Genomic DNA, 15,812 nt, shown 5'->3' on the forward strand with positions numbered 1-15,812 from the left:
ATCAACACCGCCCTTCTGACCGACAGGAATTGACCGATGAAAAACGCCCGCACATTCACCACTTTCGCTCTCATCGCGCTGGCCAGCACCGCCACCGCGCTGCCGTTTGACGCCATAGACGCAACCCAAGCCTATCAGAACGAGGTCGCGATCCTTGAGGCTACCGGGGCGATGCCGTCGACCGAACCTGTCGCGATCTTCCCTGCAATGCCAGAGGAAGAGGTCGCAGCACCTGTGATCGCATCACTGCAAGATGTGTCGTTGCCTGCCCAACCGCGTGTCGGCGCCCCTGCCGCCGTCGGTGTTGCCACACAAGGGCGCGAAGTTGCCGCACCCTCTGCCGACATAGCGCTGCCCGCTGTTGACCTCGCCGCTTTAGCCGAAACCCATGACGCGCTGGCCGTGCGCAAGGGCGAGGACGGCGAAGCGGATGCGATGATGATGCTATCGGATGTCCTCTTCAGTTTTGGCGACGACAGGCTGGAACCTGCAGCAGTGGCGCTGCTTGAAGATCTGGCGCCGGAGCTTGAGGGGGCAACTGCGCTCCAGATTGCCGGGCACACGGATGCGATTGGTGACGAGGCATCCAATCAAGAGCTGGGCCTGCGTCGCGCGAATGCAGTGCGCGACTGGCTGATCGCCAATAGCGCGCTGAGCGCTGATGTGGTCACGGCCACGGGGATCGGTGAGGTTGACCCTGTTGCCGATAACCTGCGCGCCGATGGTTCTGACAATCCCGAAGGACGCGCGCTGAACCGACGTGTGGAGTTCCTGCTGCCGGATGCGGGCTGAAGCCGCGAGGTTGGGGTAGTGAGAGCACCCATCCTACCCGTCGCGGAACACCCTGAAACGGGGCCCTGCATCCGTGATCTCTTCCAATCCCATCGCGCGGTAAGCCGCATGCGCGGTGGGGTTGTTCGGTGCGGTTCCAATGGTCACGACCTTTGCACCAACTTCTTCGGCATGTGCCTTGACTGCCGCGATCAGGGCGCGGCCCACGCCTTGGGCGCGTGAGCGCTCTGCGACGTAAAGATGCTGGATGTCAAAGCCGATCCCGCCAGAGTGGATCTGCAACATCTTTTGCACCCCCGCATAGCCCACAATCTCTCGCCGATCACGCGCAACAAAGGCCAGCGTCGGGGCGTGATCGCCAAAGAAGAACGTTTGCAGTTGCTCTAACGTGACCTCTGCCTCATCCCCGTGGAAGGCGGATAAGCAGCGGATCATGTGCTGAATTTGGGGCAGGTCGCGTGGCGCTGCCGGGGTGATGGAAAATGTCGTCATATTTCGTGATCCTTGGCGTTTGGCCCCGCGCAAGGACACAGATCAGCTTCAGCACCCTTGCGGGCGGCTGTTGATCTTACATGTCAGAAAGGTCCAGCCGCCGCTATGTGGCGCTGGTAAAGTAAACGCTGGCAATGTGCAGTCGCTTGATCATGTAGAATGACCTGCCAGACCTAAGGCCGATCTGTCAAGGATTGCCTTGTGCGCCTGCCCAATTTCGCCCAGTGTCGCGCAAAACGACTAAAGGGGCGGCAATGCCATTGCAAATGAACCGCGAGGTGTTCATCACCTGTGCTGTGACCGGGTCCGGCTCCACCCAGGATCGCAGCCCGCATGTACCACGCTCACCGCAGCAGATTGCCGAGAGCGCCATTGATGCCGCCAAGGCCGGGGCGGCGATTGTGCATTGCCATGTGCGTGACCCTGATACCGGCGTGCCGTCGCGCGATCTTGCTTTGTATCGCGAAGTCACCGACCGCATCCGTGATGCCGAGGTTGACGTCGTCCTGAACCTGACGGCGGGCATGGGCGGCGACATCGTCTTTGGCGGCACCGAGGCCCCGCTGCCGACTGTTGAAGGTACTGATATGGTTGGGGCCACGGAACGTGTCGCCCATGTGGCCGCCTGCCTGCCCGAGATTTGCACGCTCGATTGCGGCACGATGAACTTCGCCGAGGCCGATTATGTCATGACCAACACGCCTGGCATGTTGCAGGCCATGGGCCGGATGATGACCGATCTGGGCGTGAAGCCGGAGATCGAAGCGTTTGACACCGGCCATCTCTGGTATGCCAAGCAACTCGTGCAGGACGGTATCCTCGACAGCCCGGCCCTCGTGCAGCTTTGCATGGGCGTGCCCTGGGGCGCGCCCGATGACCTGAACACGTTCATGGCCATGGTCAACAACGTGCCCGACGATTGGGTCTTTTCGGCCTTTGGTTTGGGCCGGTCGCAGATGCCCTATGTCGCCGCCGCCGTTCTTGCAGGGGGCAACGTGCGCGTGGGGCTGGAGGATAATCTGATGCTCGACAAAGGCGTGCTGGCCACCAACGCGCAGCTTGTGGAGCGCGCCGTTGGCATCATCGAAAACCTTGGCGCACGGGTGATCGGCCCCGACGCGGTCCGCGCGAAACTGGGCCTGACCAAACGCGCCCCGGTCGCGGCATGAGGGCGCTTCTTTTCGCACTGCTCCTCTCCGGTTGCGGGGTGCTTGAGGTTTATCGCGATACCGATGCCCCCATCGCGTCGAAGGCGGTGTTCGAACCTGACCGTTACTTAGGCCTCTGGTACGAGGTCGCGCGCTATCCCGTCCCGTTTGAGCGGGGCTGTGTGGGAGTGACCGCAGAATACGGCGCGCGCGATGACGGGCTGATCTCGGTCCTGAATATCTGCCGCAATCCCGATGGTACGGAAAAGTCTCGCATTGCGGGCACTGCGGAAATCGTCGGCCCCGGCAGGCTTAAGGTCCGGTTTCCCTCGGTGCCCTTTGTGGCCGCCGATTACTGGGTGCTCTGGACCGATGAAGATTACCAGACCGCTGTCGTTGGTGCGCCGAACGGACGCGCGGGCTGGATCCTGAACCGCACGCCCGACATCCGCGCCGACCGGCTGGATGCGGCCAAGGATGTGCTTGCCTTCAACGGCTATGATCTGACCCGGTTAGAGGAGGTCGCGCAATGAAGCGTCTCGCGATTGGTTTTGTAACGCTTTTGGCCGCTTGCGATGGCGGGGCGGGTTTTGGGGGCGCGGGCAATCCCGAATTCATGGTCATCGGTGGCCGCATGAGCTTTGAGGATTGCCGGTCGCGCGGTGGCCTGATCATCCGGGACGCCAATACCGCTATGATTGCTTGTGACCCGTCTGTGCGGGGAGCGCCGCAGCCCGTCGATGAGTTCGACAACCCCGCCAATGCCGGGTAGCGCCGCATGAGTGGTCAGATTGCGGCAATCATCGGCGGCGGTGTCATCGGGGGCGGTTGGGCGGCCCGCTTTCTTTTGATGGGGTGGGATGTGCGGGTTTTTGACCCTGACCCGGAAGCCGAGCGCAAATTGGGTGCGGTGCTGGACAACGCACGCAGATCGCTCCCGGGTCTTTCGGATGTGGCTTTACCACCCGAAGGTGCGCTGACATTCCATGATACGATCCCCGATGCTGTTGCGGGCGCGATCTGGCTTCAGGAAAGCGTGCCCGAGCGGCTGGACCTCAAGCGCGAGGTTTATCGCAGTATTCAGGAACACTGCGCGCCCGACGCCATCATCGGTTCGTCCACCAGCGGGTTCAAACCATCTGAATTGCAGGAACACGCGAAACGACCGGGGCAAATCATCGTCACACATCCATTCAACCCGGTCTATCTGTTGCCTTTGGTCGAACTGGTGCCCAGCCCTTCCACGGCAGACGAGATCACCGAAAAAGCCAAGGACATCCTGACCGGCATCGGCATGCATCCCCTGCATGTTCGCGCAGAAATCGACGCCCATATCGCCGACCGGTTTCTTGAGGCCGTCTGGCGCGAGGCGCTATGGCTCATCAAGGACGGTATCGCCACGACCGAAGAGATCGACAACGCGATCCGCTATGGTTTTGGCCTGCGCTGGGCGCAGATGGGCCTGTTTGAGACCTACCGAATTGCTGGTGGCGAGGCAGGCATGCGCCATTTCATCGCGCAATTCGGCCCCGCGCTGAAATGGCCCTGGACCAAGCTGATGGATGTTCCGGACCTCACCGATGACTTGATCACCCAGATTGCGGACCAATCCGATGCGCAATCCGGCGCGCATACGATCCGCGAACTCGAACGCATGCGCGACGATAACCTTGTAACCATCCTGCGCGGGCTCAAGGCCCGTGATGCTGGGGCAGGGGCGCTGCTGAACGCGCAGGACCGCCGGTTTGAAGGTGCAGTGCAATTGCCCGACGACCTCAGCCAACCGATCGTCACCGTGCACCGCGCCGTCCCGCTCGACTGGACAGACTATAACGGCCATATGAACGAGGCGCGGTATCTGCAGGCCTTTGGCGATGCGACCGACCGTATGATGCTGCTGATCGGTTGCGACGCCGAGTACATCAAGACGGGCGGTAGCTTTTTCACCGCCGAGACCCATATCCGCCATCTGGACGAGGTTCATGCCGGTGCCGTGATCCGTATTGAGACGCAGGTGCTACTCGGCGAAGGCAAGAAGATGCATCTCTTTCACCGCATGTACGAAGGCACGCGCGAGCTCGCGACGGGCGAGCACATGCTGATTCATGTCAGCCTTGAGACACGGCGCGCCAGCGCACCCGCGCGGCATTTGGCAGAGGTGCTCACAAAGGTGGCTGAGGCGCACGCGAAACTGCCGAAACCTGATGGTGGCGGGAAGGCTGTTGGTGTTAAAGGGTAATTGTCAGCGCGTCGCTCCATCGGCAGTCCGCGGGATGGCGATGGAAGGTGAGTATCTGGGCACTTTATTCCCGCAATCGTGGCGAGACGCGGCATCATTTTGCCAAGACCGGCCAAATCGACAGCCCGGTGGGGCGGACTGTCGATGGATCGGCGCGCGTGCCGCGCTTGTTCCGATCCAGGCCTAAGCTGCAATGTCTCCAATCAACCCATCGAAATACGCCGCGAGCTCCCGCTGCCCGATGGCCGCCGCGCGGACCAGCGCATCGAAATGCTGCGTGATCGCGACCACCCGGTCAGTGTCGCGAAAGACAAGGTAGTTCTGCCCGATATAGATGACCGCGAGAAGCGGCCCGAACACCGTGACGGGCGCCGAAAAAAGCTGTCGCTTGTCAAAAATGTGCAGGCGCAAAGACGGATACAGCTGTGCGTGCAAATCACGGAACTGCAACAACTGTGCCTGCCGCAAAGCGGGTGAGATACCAGCATAATACCCTGTCGCGCCCGCAAAAGCCTCTAACTCGGCCATGGGCAGCGCGATCTCGTAGTCTGACCTTGCCCCACGCATCCAGTTCAGTCTATCGCGGCTGGCGCCAATCGCCTGATCAATCGTCTTGCCGAGCGAGGGCGCGTATTCCCATCGCAGCATATCCTCGGTCTTGAGCATATCGGGCAAGCCCGCTGGCACGTGCCGGATTTTGTAGCCTGCAGCCTCCTGATGCCAGGCAAAGATCTGGTCATCGACCATTGCGCGGGGCGCCTCTGTCATTGAAATGGCCGTGGCCACCAGATCAGCCGCCTGCTCAGGCCGGTCCGACAGACCAAGGAGCCAGTCCGCACTCACCCCCAGACCCGCTGCCACCTCGGCCACCAATTGTGCGTTGGGCAAACGGGCACCTCTGTCCTTCAGGAGTTGCGACAAGGTCGACCGGTCCACCCCCACCCGTCGCGCGAGGGCGCTTTGTGACATCTGCACCGCAGACATAGCAGTCTGCAGGCGATCACGGAAGAGTTGAGCACGCTCACGTTTGTCGATTTTTATCACCATGACAGTAGAAGATCACAGATCGCGGTTTTTGTGAACTACTCTCAGAATGGGCAAAACAACTGCTGCCCGCCAAAATGTCAGCATGGGACAGGATAACAAGCACCGTCCCGGCGGGGTTGATTGGCCCACGCTGGGCCTTATCATTATGTGCTACGCCGGGTGGCTTGCCGCGCTCTGGATGGCTCCGACCGTGCTGGCGGTCCCGCTGCTTGCGATCATCATCGCGCTCCATGCCTCGCTCCAGCACGAGGTGATCCACGGCCATCCGTTTCGGCGCCAATGGCTGAATGATGCACTGATCTGGCCGCCGCTGATGCTGATCGTGCCCTATGCGCGGTTCAAGGCCACGCATCTGGCGCATCATAACGATGCGACGCTGACCGACCCTTATGATGATCCCGAAACCAATTTCCTCGATCCTGGGACGTGGGAGAAGTTGCCGCGCGCCGTTCAGGTGATCCTGACTTGGAATAATACGCTCGCCGGGCGGCTGATCCTCGGGCCCGCCATCGGAACGATCATGTTCATGCTGGGCGAATGGCGCATACGCGACGCCATCGTGACGCGAGGTTGGGCGCTGCATATCCCTGCGCTCATCGTCACGCTCTGGGTAATCTCGGTCGCGCCTATCCCGGTCTGGGCCTATTTCACCGCCGCCTATCTCGCGATGTCGCTTCTGAAGCTGCGCACGTTTTTGGAGCATCAGGCCCACGAACGCGCCAGCGGGCGTAGCGTGATTATCGAGGATCGCGGGCCCTTCGCCTTTCTCTTCCTCAACAACAACCTGCACGTGGTCCACCACATGCATCCGGGCGTCGCCTGGTATGACTTGCCGGCACTCTACCGGTCGCATAAAGACCATTACCAGCGCCGCAATGGCGGCTATGTCTACCGCTCGTACACAGAGGTTTTTGCCCGCTACCTCTGGCATCGCAAGGACCCCGTCGCGCACCCGCTCTGGCGGCGCTAGGCGATTGGGTGCATAGGGGTTCCTGATGGAACCCTGGATACTGATCACACTTGGTGCCGCCGCCGCGCAGACCTTGCGGTTCATGCTGCAAAAGCACCTCAAAGCCACCCAGCTTTCGACTGCTGGGGCGACCTTTGCACGGTTTATCTATTCCGCGCCGTTGGTCGCTGTGATCGCCACCCTTTATGCCACGACAACCGGACAGGGCGCACCGCAGGTCCCAGCGCAGTTCTGGCCCTACATGCTCGCAGGAGGCACGTCGCAGATCCTCGCCACGATGTGTGTGGTGGCGCTGTTCATGCATCGCAACTTTGCCGTCGGGATCACCTTCAAAAAGACCGAAGTGCTGCTGAGCGCCTTATTCGGCTTTCTCATCCTTGGCGATGTCTTCACCGGCTGGGCGATTTTCGCCATGTGCGTGGGCCTTGCGGGGGTCCTCTTGCTGTCGGACCCGCCGGGCGGCACCGGCCCGTGGCACCAGCGGATCTTTAACAGGGCGACGGCGTTGGGCCTTGGCGCGGGTATCCTTTTCGGGATTTCCGGCAACGGCTATCGCGGCGCATCCTTGTCGCTTGGCGATGGCGACGTGTTCTATCGCGCGATCATCACGCTGGCCTTTGTGACAGCGTTTCAGACGCTTTCCATGGCGGCCTATCTGGCCTGGCGCGAGCGCGGGCAGATCACCACCGTTTTGCGCGCATGGCGTGTTGCGGGCCTTGTGGGGCTGACCAGCATGGTCGGTTCGATCTGCTGGTTCACTGCGTTCACCCTGCAGAACGCGGCTTATGTGAATGCGGTGGGGCAGGTGGAGCTTTTGTTCTCACTCCTGATTGGCGCATTCGTCTTTGGTGAGAAGGTCACTGCGCGCGAATGGCAAGGGCTGACGCTGCTCACGGCGAGCATCATCATTCTGGTCCTCGTCACCTAAAGCGGTGATTTCCCTTCAAGACGACTGACCAGATGCGCCTCATCATCATTGCGGAAAAACGGGACGGCGGCGGGCGGGCCATCTTGTTTGAGATGCACGATCAGTTCCGCCAGCACCACCTGGGTGATAAAGGGCAGATTGAATTGGCGGGCCGCAGCAAGTGGAACCCATTGCAGATGCGCCAGCTCATCCTCGGCACCAAAGAAATCATCCGGGTCTGTCACCAGATCATCCGCCGAGGCCAAGAAAAACCGCGCATCAAACCGGCGCGGACGCCCCTCGGGCGTGACGGCCCTGAAAAAGAACTGCAGCGCACGCCCATTCGGCCAATGGCCCGTATCGGCAAACCGGCGCCAGTTTTCGGGCGGATGCGGCCAGGCCCCGACCGTGCCCAGCATCTGCCCCGTCTCTTCCCACAATTCGCGGATCGCGGCAGCGGCGAGCGAAACGGGGGACATCCGGCTTTCGCTTTTCAGCCGCTCCTCATCGATAGAGGACAGGGCAGTCAGCGGCACCCGCGCATCATCGGCATCGACAGCACCACCGGGAAAGACGAACTTGCCCGGCATAAACGCAGCCTTGGCCCCGCGCTGGCCCATCAGCACCATCGGGTTTGTGTCGGCATGGCGCAAAACGATGATCGTTGCGGCGTCCCGGATCGGGGCAGGCCCGGTCCGCGGTTTGGGGACCAGATTAGGCCGCATGCCCAAAGCCATGCATCCGCCGTGCCCATTGGATGCCCACAATCATGCCCTTCAGACGCGGCAGCAGTGCCAGCGACAGTGCAACTGCACCGACGCTCAGCACCGTGGCCATGACCCATGGTTCGGGCCGCCAGACCACCCACATGATGTGAATGGCAAAGCCGATGATATGCGCCACGATCAGGATGGTTAGATATGCCGGCCCGTCATCGGCACGGTGATGATGCAAGGCCTCGCCGCAATTCGGGCAATGGTCGGTCACCTTCAGATAGCTGGTGAACAACTGCGCCTCGCCGCATTTCGGACATCGGCAGCGCAGACCATGCATCAGGGCCGGGCGCATCGGCCGCTCATTCTCGTGGGTCATTGCATCCGTCATAATGTCTCCGATCTTGCGGGTCAGATGACCTATCCGCAGCCCTTTGAAAAGGGCATGCGGCAATTTGTAAAGAATTGCGCCACCGCGCGACGGAAATATCCTAGCTCGCCGTTCAAGGAATGTCAGCAGCACAGCACGCTGCATAACAAAAGGAAGAAAGATGAAAAAGACAATCCTCTTGACTGCAATGATCTCTGCAGTGGTGATGAGCAGCGCCGCAGCCCAGGCCCAGGACGGCCCGCGTGAACGGCCGGACTTTCAGACGCTTGATCTGAACAATGATGGCAGCCTGACGCTGGAAGAGATGCAGGCGCAAGGTGCGGCGCGCTTTGCTGCTGCTGACACAAACGGTGATGGCGGGCTGTCGGCTGAAGAAATGACCGCTGCCGCCGACGCACGCCAGGCCGAGCGGATCGGACGCATGATGGACCGTTTTGATGCGAATGATGACGGCCTTCTGCAGCAGGGCGAGTTGCCCCAGCGGGGCGACCGTGCCGGTCGGATGTTTGAACGGATCGACGCCGATGGCGATGGCGCCATCAGCCAGGCTGAGTTTGATGCCGCCCAAGAGCGGGCCGGTGGCCACAAAGGCCAGCGCGACCGCGGATGAGCGCATCGATGGCAGAAGGCGGCCTCTGGCCTTCTGCCATTTACACAAGGCGGCCAAGGGCGATAGCAAAAGACCCGATGAACACCACGTGGGATCCCAAGGTCAGCGTCTCGGATGCGGATCTGCTTTTGGCGTTTGCCCAAGGGGATGGGCAGGCCGCGCGTGAATTGACACAACGCCTTTTGCCGCGCGTTCTGGCGCAGGCAACGCGGATGCTCGCCAACCCGACCGAGGCGGAGGATGTCGCGCAAGAAGCGATGCTGCGCCTTTGGAAAGTTGCGCCCGAGTGGCGTGCGGGTACTGCGCAGGTCAGCACCTGGCTTTATCAGGTCACGGCGAACCTGTGCACGGATCGTCTGCGCAGGCGGCGAGGCGGGGTCTCGCTTGATCAGGTGGCCGAGCCGACCGATGACAGGCCGAGTGTGGCCGCGCGGATGCAGACGCAAACCCGCCTGCAGGCCTTGTCCGACGCACTGGCGGAACTGCCGGAACGTCAGGCCACCGCGGTCTCGCTACGGCATCTGGAGGGGCTTTCGAACCCCGAAATCGCGCAAATCATGGACATCAGCGTGCGGTCCGTGGAAAGTCTCACAGCACGCGGCAAACGGGCCCTGGCCGCCATATTGGCCGGGCGCAAGGCGGAATTGGGATATCACGATGACTGATCCGAATGATGATATGCTGGATGATCTTTTTGGGCAGGCGCGCAACGTCGCCCCTGACCCGAGCGAGGCACTTGTGGCCCGGGTGCTGGCCGATGCCGCTGCCGTGCGGCACGCTGCGGCTACACCGAATCCCACACTTCTCGACCGATTCTTTGAAATGATCGGCGGCTGGCCCGCGGCGGGCGGTCTTGTTGCCGCCACGCTTGGCGGGCTTTGGATCGGCGTTGCACCGCCCGCCTCAGTCGAAGACTTCACCGCCGCCATGCTGGGCGAACAGGTGGCCGTTGGTATTCTCAGCAGCGACACCGCATTTGACATGGATCCCTTTGCCGATGGCTGACACGACCCCTTCCAAACCCGGCCGACTCTGGCGCGTGATCCTGGCTATTTCCCTGGCACTCAATCTCGCCATCGTCGGGCTCGTGGCCGGTGCGGCGGCGTCGGGCCGCCTGAAAGACGGGCCACCACCTCAGATTGAGTTGGGGCTGGGTCCCTTGGGCCGCGCCCTTGCCCCCGACGAACGGCGCGCGCTGCGCCGCAGCCTTTTTCGCGACGGCGCCCTGCGCGATCTGAATCTGCGCGGCGGCATGCAGGATGTGGTTGCAGCACTCGGCGCTGACCCCTTTGATGCCGCAGAAATGGCCGCGACCATGGACGCCCAGGCCGTCAGGACGACAGAGCTGCAACGTATCATTCAGGCCGCCTTGCTTGACCTTGTCAGCGAAATGACACCTGAGCGACGTCTGGAATTCGCCGCGGCCCTGGAAGCCGAGATGCGGCGCGTCCGCCCGGACAGGGATCGCCCGTCAGGCGGCTGAACGGCTCATCGCGACCTGATCGCGCCCCGCCGATTTGGCCGCATAAAGTGCGGCATCTGCCTTGTCACAAACCGCGCGCGGCTCTTCCTCAGGCAACCCGTTCTGATGGCTGACCGCCACACCGACCGAGACCGTCACGCGTAGTTCCGGCTCTTCCTCGCCCAGATCAAATGGGCGGCAATTGACCAGACGGCGCAGCCTGTTGGCCGTCGCATGTGCCTGTGCCGTGGTGGTACGGGGCAGGGCCACAAGGAACTCTTCACCGCCCACGCGCGCAACCAGATCAATGGTGCGCAGGTTCTCACGCAGGCGTTCAGCCAGTTGGACCAGCACGCGGTCGCCCGCTGCATGACCATAGGTGTCATTGATGGATTTAAAGTGATCGATATCCATCATCATCACCGCAAAGTCGCGATCCGCCTTGCGGGCCTGATCGGCCATGCGCGCCAGATGCGGCTCGGCATAGCGGCGGTTGTAAAGCCCGGTCAGCGGATCGGTCACCGCCGCCTGCAGCCCGTCGCGCACCGTATCGCGCAGCCGATCATGTAGCAGTTTGCGTCGCACCAACGCCTTGGCGCGCAAAGTCAATTCACCTTCCGAGGTGATCGCCACCACAATATCGTCGGCCCCCAGATCAAGGAACATCGCCGCCACTTCCGGCATGCCGTCTGGCACGATGATGAGCAGCGTCGACAACCGTGTCTCCGTGCGCGAGCGCAGGTCAGAGACCAGCCCAAAGAGCTTGGCTTGCTGTGTCTCAACTTGCGTGGCATCAATCACGAACAAATCGGGGATCGGTTGCACATTCGCCGTCCGCAAGACAGCATTGGTGTCAAGCACCCGAACAGGCACCGACAGACCCGCCTGCAGAATGGTGCGGAAGCGCGGATGATCGGTTTCAATTGGCGCCAGCAGTGCCACATTGGCCGCTGTTTCAAAACTCGCCCGCGCCTCTTCAAAGCCAAGCGCGCGGCTCGTCCCGTCGCGCAGCATCAGTTCTTCCGTGGCACTGCGCACGCGCAAGAGGCTGCGGATGCGGGCCATAAGAAGTGTATCATTCATCGGTCGCGGCAGAACGTCGTCTGCGCCGGCATCCAGTGCCGCAAAGCGCGCGCGCGAAGTGTCCGCGACGCCGACCGCAATGATTGCAATCGAGGCGGTCTGCGGGTCCTGACGCAAGGCCTGACAGAATGCGTGGCGGTCTTCCACCGGGTCGGACAGGTTGATCAGGATCAGGTCGGGCCGGTTTGTTGCGATGATCGCCTCCGCCTCGATCCGGCTAGAGCAGGCATCCACGCTGAACTGCGCCGACAGCATCTTGACCTTCAGAACGATTCTGTTTGTTGCAACCGTATCAATGATCAGTATACGACCTGACATCCTTGGACCTCTTTGACTTCCGTTCGCGCAATTGGCGACAATTTGAGGTTGATTGGTTAAAAAACGGTTTCTGAGAGTGTAAGGATTTTGAATGGGACCCGAACAGGCACAGATCATCGCGCTGAAGGCGCTTGGCTGGTTGGCCGGGACCGAGGAGCTTTGCTCGGTCTTTCTCGGCTCCACAGGCGGGTCCGCGGATGATCTGCGCGAGCAGGCGAGCGATCCGTCGTTTCAGGCCTCCGTTCTTGAATTCCTGACGATGGACGATGCCTGGGTCGTCGCCTTTTGCGACGCGCACGACCTTGCCTATGATCAGCCCTTGCGCGCCCGCTACGCGCTGCCCGGAGCCGAACAGGTGAATTGGACGTGAGCCTCGGCGCGTATTATTTTTTTATCACTAATCCCCAAGCAGATCGCTTGGTCTTTGGTCACAAATCCAGAGCGATCACACCATTTGGCGCTGCGGCGCGGCTTTGGCACAGGATCATCGCATCCTTTTGCTGCGCTTTTGATAGCACAAAATCACGATGCTCGACCGCCCCATCCAAGACGCTGCATTTACAGACCCCGCACAACCCGTCAGCACATTTCACGTCCACATGAATGCCTGCTGCGATCAGCGCGTCAGACGCAGATTGATCTGCTGACACCGCGATCTTGCGACCATCCCGCAGCGCGAGTGTAAAGGCATGGTTTTCGTATTTGGGCTGTTCGGGCACTGCAAAGTATTCAAGATGCCGGGCGTCTTCGGGGAAACCGTTTGCCGCGGCGGCCTCCATCACCGCCGCCATATAGTGGTCCGGCCCGCAGGTATAGATATGGGCTCCTTGGGAGTAGGTTGTCAGCCGCGCCAGATCCGCGCGCGAGCCTTCTTCGCTCACATGCAGACGCACCTTGTCGGCCCAGGGAGCAGCTGCCAAATCATCAAGAAAACCTGCATCCTCGCGCCGCCTGAAACTGTAATGCACCGCAAACTCCGCGCCTAAGCGGTGCAGCCTGTGCGCCATCGCGATCATCGGCGTGATCCCGATGCCGCCACCAAACAGCAGCGTCCGTTTCGCATCTTCAACCAGCGGAAAATGGTTGATCGGGGGTGAGATAAAGACACGCCGTCCTTCGGTGAAAATCCGGTGCATCAGTTTCGACCCGCCGCGCCCCTCATCCTCGCGCAGGACAGCAATCTGATAAGCGGACCGATCCGCCGGATCACCGCAGAGTGAGTATTGTCGAAAGAACTCGGGCGCCACGACCACATCAATGTGCGCGCCCGCGCTGGCCGGGGGCAAATCGCCGCCATCGGGCAGCGAGAATTCATATTTGGTAACTGCATCAGTCATCTTTGTGACCTTGCGGATCACCACCTGCATGACCGGTGCATCGCCCGTGACGGGCGCGTAAACATGTTCTGGCGGTGTGCCAGCCGCGCGGCGGGCCTTATGCTCTGCCGCCGGGATCATCGCTTCATAAGCCGCAATCCCCGCCTCGCGGTCCATCGGTGCGGGCCATGGATGGGGTGGGGGCGCAAGCGGGGCAGGGTAGACCGCAAGCGTCTGATCCGCGAAGCGCAGATTAAGGTCCTTCTGCAACCCACGATTGTTTACCGGATGGCGCGACGGGCGATAGGCCCCGTCATCCTCCATCTCCAGATCCCACCACCATTTCTTGACCGGGTTGATCGCACCTTTGCCCAGCGTATCGTCGAGTTTTGCCAGAGCTTTCGCCGCTTGCGGCACGTTCATCGCCAGCTTGCGAAACGGCGCCTCGGTAAACAGCCCCTCAAGGTTCCACGGGCAGGTCTTCATACATCGCCCGCACATCGCGCCATTCTTCTGGCTCACGCGATAGGTCGTGCATTTCTGGCTGTCCGATTTCCAGATCTCATAGCCGTTGAACATCAGCTTCGGCCCGGCGGTAATCGCGCCAGAGGGGCATTCTCGCGCGCATTTATTGCAAGCCTCGCAGAACCGCTGCAGCCCGAAATCAATCGGCTTGTCATGGGCCATCGGCATATTCGTCGTCACCACACCGGATTTCAGCCGCGGCCCCAGAAACGGGTTCAGGATCACCTCACCAATCCGGCTCACCTCACCCAAACCGGACAAAAGCAAGAGCGGCGGATGCAGCACCTCCTCATCCATCACCGAATGCACCTTCGCCTCATAGCCGAGGTTCCGCAAATGCTGCGCCAGAACACCCCCTAGCAAAGAAAACCGCAAATAAGCCCGCATCGATTGTGCACAGGCGATCCAATCATCGCCCGAGGCGCCCTCCATCGTTTCATGTCCCTGATCGATGATCATGGAGATCGCATTGGCATGGTAAGGCGTGATCGGGTCGCCCTTCACGTCATGGCTGTAATAGGCCCAGTCGGGACATGCCGACAATCCAACCGCATCCACGCCCAGAAAATACAAGGCCGCTTTGATATTCGCCGCATTCTCAGCGGGAGAAGCGCCGCGAGGCGCGCCGACCGCCGCGCCGTCCTGCAGCAAAACAAATGCCCCCAGCGATGGGCGAAACGCAAAGGCGGCGGCCGATTTGCGCACGTAATTGCCGTTCTTCGTGGCCTCCTGCACATGTTTGCCCATATCCCCGAACAGCCCGCGCACGAACATATTTGCCCGCTTCGGCACCCGCGCCACATTCGGGCGATCAATGTAAGTCGTGGGCGCATCAACCCGTTTCAACGTCTCAAACGGATGCGGCCCATCCGCAAAATCCCGCCGCGCAAACGCGTCCCGCGTCCGCGCAGATGTGGCATGCGCACCCAGACCGGTGCGATAGCTCGCAGGCACTGTCTGCCCCGGCACCAAAGGCAAATCGGGCGTCATCGGCAACGTCGTCGTCACCGCCGCCAGCCCGTAACGGTCCCCCGTAAACGGGTTCACCAATGCGCCGTCTTCCAAAGCGACAAGGCCCGCAAGGGCCGCCAGAGCGCCCAGGTCAACATCCGTCGCCGCCATTGAATGCGCACGCGCCCCATATCCCAAGGTACGGATGTAGCTGGCAATCGTCACCGCCGTCTCCGCGCCCCGCAAACAGGCCCGCTGCGGCAGCGCATCCCTGATCCAATCCGCCCCGGGTTCATCCGGGCGCGGATCACGCGGATGGTCATAAAGAAAGACCAACGCATGGCTATGATGCCGGCAATCCTCAGGCGGCAGCGCCATGCTTTCGCGCAGACCCGCCATGATCACATCAATCCCTGCCGCCAGCGAGCTTGGCTGCATCACCCGCAGCTTTTCGGCCAGCCGCGCCACATCCGGGTTCACCACCGGCTCATTCAGCCAGACCGCCTCCGGAACCTCACAAATCCCGACCATGCGCGCATCGCAATAATAGCCGAACGCCTTGAGATGCCGGGCACGCTCATCCAGATCATCCGGGATCTCCGCCATCTCGCGCTTGATCATCCCGTCGCGTGTCGCATCCAGCATCGCCTGATAGTCCTGCATCGCATTCACGATGCTTGCAGGGTCCTCTGGCCTGCGGAACGAGACCGGTGTGAAGGGCGGTAACCCGCTGACATCAATCGTGGATTGACGCGCCAGTTTTTCCAGTGGAAACGGGCCAAGATGGACAGGACGGGATTTGTAGGACCGCAGCTTCAACATGGCGGCAACCTCCGCCCCGCGCGCGC

General features: G+C 61.4%; 18 protein-coding genes. 12 read left to right on the forward strand and 6 right to left on the reverse strand.

All coding sequences use genetic code 11. The features are described from left to right. Positions 1-36 precede the first annotated feature (36 nt). On the forward strand, positions 37-792 hold the full coding sequence (locus SLH47_RS01395; protein WP_320237507.1) for an OmpA family protein: 756 nt from the start codon (positions 37-39) through the stop codon (positions 790-792). Positions 793-825: 33 nt separating this feature from the next. Here SLH47_RS01395 and SLH47_RS01400 read toward each other — a convergent pair whose 3' ends face one another. Continuing rightward, positions 826-1,284, reverse strand: coding sequence for a GNAT family N-acetyltransferase (locus SLH47_RS01400; protein WP_320237508.1), 459 nt, complete (start codon positions 1,282-1,284; stop codon positions 826-828). Positions 1,285-1,538: 254 nt separating this feature from the next. On the opposite strand from SLH47_RS01400, the gene SLH47_RS01405 reads away from it, so the two are divergent. From SLH47_RS01405 to SLH47_RS01420, 4 genes are read left to right on the forward strand one after another with little or no spacing between them, the layout of a single operon-like run. Then, entirely contained in the window at positions 1,539-2,453 is a 915-nt protein-coding gene (locus SLH47_RS01405; RefSeq protein WP_320237509.1) for a 3-keto-5-aminohexanoate cleavage protein, read from the forward strand. Continuing rightward, positions 2,450-2,965 carry a lipocalin family protein gene (locus SLH47_RS01410; RefSeq protein ID WP_320237510.1) on the forward strand — a complete coding sequence of 172 codons (516 nt, stop codon included), beginning with the start codon at positions 2,450-2,452 and terminating at the stop codon, positions 2,963-2,965. The genes SLH47_RS01405 and SLH47_RS01410 overlap by 4 nt, the downstream gene beginning before the upstream one ends. Then, positions 2,962-3,204, forward strand: coding sequence for a hypothetical protein (locus SLH47_RS01415; protein ID WP_320237511.1), 243 nt, complete (start codon positions 2,962-2,964; stop codon positions 3,202-3,204). The genes SLH47_RS01410 and SLH47_RS01415 overlap by 4 nt, the downstream gene beginning before the upstream one ends. 6 nt (positions 3,205-3,210) lie before the next feature. Continuing rightward, a complete protein-coding gene (locus SLH47_RS01420) occupies positions 3,211-4,671 on the forward strand; it encodes a carnitine 3-dehydrogenase (RefSeq protein WP_320237512.1) in 1,461 nt (486 codons plus the stop codon). Positions 4,672-4,854: 183 nt separating this feature from the next. On the opposite strand, the gene SLH47_RS01425 is transcribed toward SLH47_RS01420, so the two are convergent. Then, positions 4,855-5,718 (reverse strand): helix-turn-helix transcriptional regulator, encoded by an 864-nt coding sequence (locus tag SLH47_RS01425; RefSeq protein ID WP_320237513.1) that lies wholly within the window; start codon positions 5,716-5,718, stop codon positions 4,855-4,857. Positions 5,719-5,800: 82 nt separating this feature from the next. Here SLH47_RS01425 and SLH47_RS01430 point away from each other — a divergent pair, with 82 nt between their 5' ends. Together SLH47_RS01430 and SLH47_RS01435 are read left to right on the forward strand one after the other, a co-directional pair. Further along, positions 5,801-6,688 carry a fatty acid desaturase gene (locus SLH47_RS01430; protein ID WP_320237514.1) on the forward strand — a complete coding sequence of 296 codons (888 nt, stop codon included), beginning with the start codon at positions 5,801-5,803 and terminating at the stop codon, positions 6,686-6,688. A 25-nt stretch (positions 6,689-6,713) separates the two neighbouring features. Then, complete coding sequence (locus SLH47_RS01435) at positions 6,714-7,616, forward strand: DMT family transporter (protein ID WP_320237515.1); 903 nt, start codon at positions 6,714-6,716, stop codon at positions 7,614-7,616. Here SLH47_RS01435 and SLH47_RS01440 read toward each other — a convergent pair. Further along, on the reverse strand, positions 7,613-8,320 hold the full coding sequence (locus SLH47_RS01440; RefSeq protein WP_320237516.1) for an NUDIX hydrolase: 708 nt from the start codon (positions 8,318-8,320) through the stop codon (positions 7,613-7,615). The two genes, SLH47_RS01435 and SLH47_RS01440, sit on opposite strands and share 4 nt — an antisense overlap. After that, positions 8,310-8,699: a DUF983 domain-containing protein gene (locus SLH47_RS01445; RefSeq protein WP_320237969.1), complete on the reverse strand. Its 390-nt coding sequence runs from the start codon at positions 8,697-8,699 to the stop codon at positions 8,310-8,312. The genes SLH47_RS01440 and SLH47_RS01445 overlap by 11 nt, the downstream gene beginning before the upstream one ends. A gap of 160 nt (positions 8,700-8,859) precedes the next feature. Here SLH47_RS01445 and SLH47_RS01450 point away from each other — a divergent pair, with 160 nt between their 5' ends. From SLH47_RS01450 to SLH47_RS01465, 4 genes are all read left to right on the forward strand, one after another. Next, a complete protein-coding gene (locus SLH47_RS01450; RefSeq protein WP_320237517.1) occupies positions 8,860-9,309 on the forward strand; it encodes an EF-hand domain-containing protein in 450 nt (149 codons plus the stop codon). Between the two features lie 77 nt (positions 9,310-9,386). Continuing rightward, positions 9,387-9,974, forward strand: a complete 588-nt coding sequence (locus SLH47_RS01455) for an RNA polymerase sigma factor (RefSeq protein WP_320237970.1) — start codon at positions 9,387-9,389, stop codon at positions 9,972-9,974. Further along, positions 9,967-10,314 (forward strand): hypothetical protein, encoded by a 348-nt coding sequence (locus SLH47_RS01460; RefSeq protein WP_320237518.1) that lies wholly within the window; start codon positions 9,967-9,969, stop codon positions 10,312-10,314. The genes SLH47_RS01455 and SLH47_RS01460 overlap by 8 nt, the downstream gene beginning before the upstream one ends. Beyond that, positions 10,307-10,792, forward strand: a complete 486-nt coding sequence (locus tag SLH47_RS01465) for a periplasmic heavy metal sensor (RefSeq protein ID WP_320237519.1) — start codon at positions 10,307-10,309, stop codon at positions 10,790-10,792. The genes SLH47_RS01460 and SLH47_RS01465 overlap by 8 nt, the downstream gene beginning before the upstream one ends. Here SLH47_RS01465 and SLH47_RS01470 read toward each other — a convergent pair. Next, positions 10,781-12,172, reverse strand: a complete 1,392-nt coding sequence (locus tag SLH47_RS01470; protein WP_320237520.1) for a diguanylate cyclase — start codon at positions 12,170-12,172, stop codon at positions 10,781-10,783. The two genes, SLH47_RS01465 and SLH47_RS01470, sit on opposite strands and share 12 nt — an antisense overlap. A 91-nt stretch (positions 12,173-12,263) precedes the next feature. On the opposite strand from SLH47_RS01470, the gene SLH47_RS01475 reads away from it, so the two are divergent. Then, positions 12,264-12,542, forward strand: a complete 279-nt coding sequence (locus tag SLH47_RS01475; RefSeq protein ID WP_320237521.1) for a DUF3572 domain-containing protein — start codon at positions 12,264-12,266, stop codon at positions 12,540-12,542. A gap of 58 nt (positions 12,543-12,600) precedes the next feature. On the opposite strand, the gene SLH47_RS01480 is transcribed toward SLH47_RS01475, so the two are convergent. Next, positions 12,601-15,786 (reverse strand): reductive dehalogenase, encoded by a 3,186-nt coding sequence (locus SLH47_RS01480; RefSeq protein WP_320237971.1) that lies wholly within the window; start codon positions 15,784-15,786, stop codon positions 12,601-12,603. Between the last annotated feature and the right edge of the window lie 26 nt (positions 15,787-15,812).

This window comes from Cognatiyoonia sp. IB215182 (assembly GCF_033963905.1).
GTDB lineage: Bacteria > Pseudomonadota > Alphaproteobacteria > Rhodobacterales > Rhodobacteraceae > Yoonia.

What these genes read in the sequence shown, in the direction of transcription:
- SLH47_RS01395 (WP_320237507.1), top strand. Translation starts at nt 37, where the DNA reads ATGAAAAACGCCCGCACATTCACCACTTTCGCTCTCATCGCGCTGGCC.
- SLH47_RS01400 (WP_320237508.1), bottom strand. Translation starts at nt 1,284, where the DNA reads ATGACGACATTTTCCATCACCCCGGCAGCGCCACGCGACCTGCCCCAA.
- SLH47_RS01405 (WP_320237509.1), top strand. Translation starts at nt 1,539, where the DNA reads ATGCCATTGCAAATGAACCGCGAGGTGTTCATCACCTGTGCTGTGACC.
- SLH47_RS01410 (WP_320237510.1), top strand. Translation starts at nt 2,450, where the DNA reads ATGAGGGCGCTTCTTTTCGCACTGCTCCTCTCCGGTTGCGGGGTGCTT.
- SLH47_RS01415 (WP_320237511.1), top strand. Translation starts at nt 2,962, where the DNA reads ATGAAGCGTCTCGCGATTGGTTTTGTAACGCTTTTGGCCGCTTGCGAT.
- SLH47_RS01420 (WP_320237512.1), top strand. Translation starts at nt 3,211, where the DNA reads ATGAGTGGTCAGATTGCGGCAATCATCGGCGGCGGTGTCATCGGGGGC.
- SLH47_RS01425 (WP_320237513.1), bottom strand. Translation starts at nt 5,718, where the DNA reads ATGGTGATAAAAATCGACAAACGTGAGCGTGCTCAACTCTTCCGTGAT.
- SLH47_RS01430 (WP_320237514.1), top strand. Translation starts at nt 5,801, where the DNA reads ATGGGACAGGATAACAAGCACCGTCCCGGCGGGGTTGATTGGCCCACG.
- SLH47_RS01435 (WP_320237515.1), top strand. Translation starts at nt 6,714, where the DNA reads ATGGAACCCTGGATACTGATCACACTTGGTGCCGCCGCCGCGCAGACC.
- SLH47_RS01440 (WP_320237516.1), bottom strand. Translation starts at nt 8,320, where the DNA reads ATGCGGCCTAATCTGGTCCCCAAACCGCGGACCGGGCCTGCCCCGATC.
- SLH47_RS01445 (WP_320237969.1), bottom strand. Translation starts at nt 8,699, where the DNA reads ATGACGGATGCAATGACCCACGAGAATGAGCGGCCGATGCGCCCGGCC.
- SLH47_RS01450 (WP_320237517.1), top strand. Translation starts at nt 8,860, where the DNA reads ATGAAAAAGACAATCCTCTTGACTGCAATGATCTCTGCAGTGGTGATG.
- SLH47_RS01455 (WP_320237970.1), top strand. Translation starts at nt 9,387, where the DNA reads ATGAACACCACGTGGGATCCCAAGGTCAGCGTCTCGGATGCGGATCTG.
- SLH47_RS01460 (WP_320237518.1), top strand. Translation starts at nt 9,967, where the DNA reads ATGACTGATCCGAATGATGATATGCTGGATGATCTTTTTGGGCAGGCG.
- SLH47_RS01465 (WP_320237519.1), top strand. Translation starts at nt 10,307, where the DNA reads ATGGCTGACACGACCCCTTCCAAACCCGGCCGACTCTGGCGCGTGATC.
- SLH47_RS01470 (WP_320237520.1), bottom strand. Translation starts at nt 12,172, where the DNA reads ATGTCAGGTCGTATACTGATCATTGATACGGTTGCAACAAACAGAATC.
- SLH47_RS01475 (WP_320237521.1), top strand. Translation starts at nt 12,264, where the DNA reads ATGGGACCCGAACAGGCACAGATCATCGCGCTGAAGGCGCTTGGCTGG.
- SLH47_RS01480 (WP_320237971.1), bottom strand. Translation starts at nt 15,786, where the DNA reads ATGTTGAAGCTGCGGTCCTACAAATCCCGTCCTGTCCATCTTGGCCCG.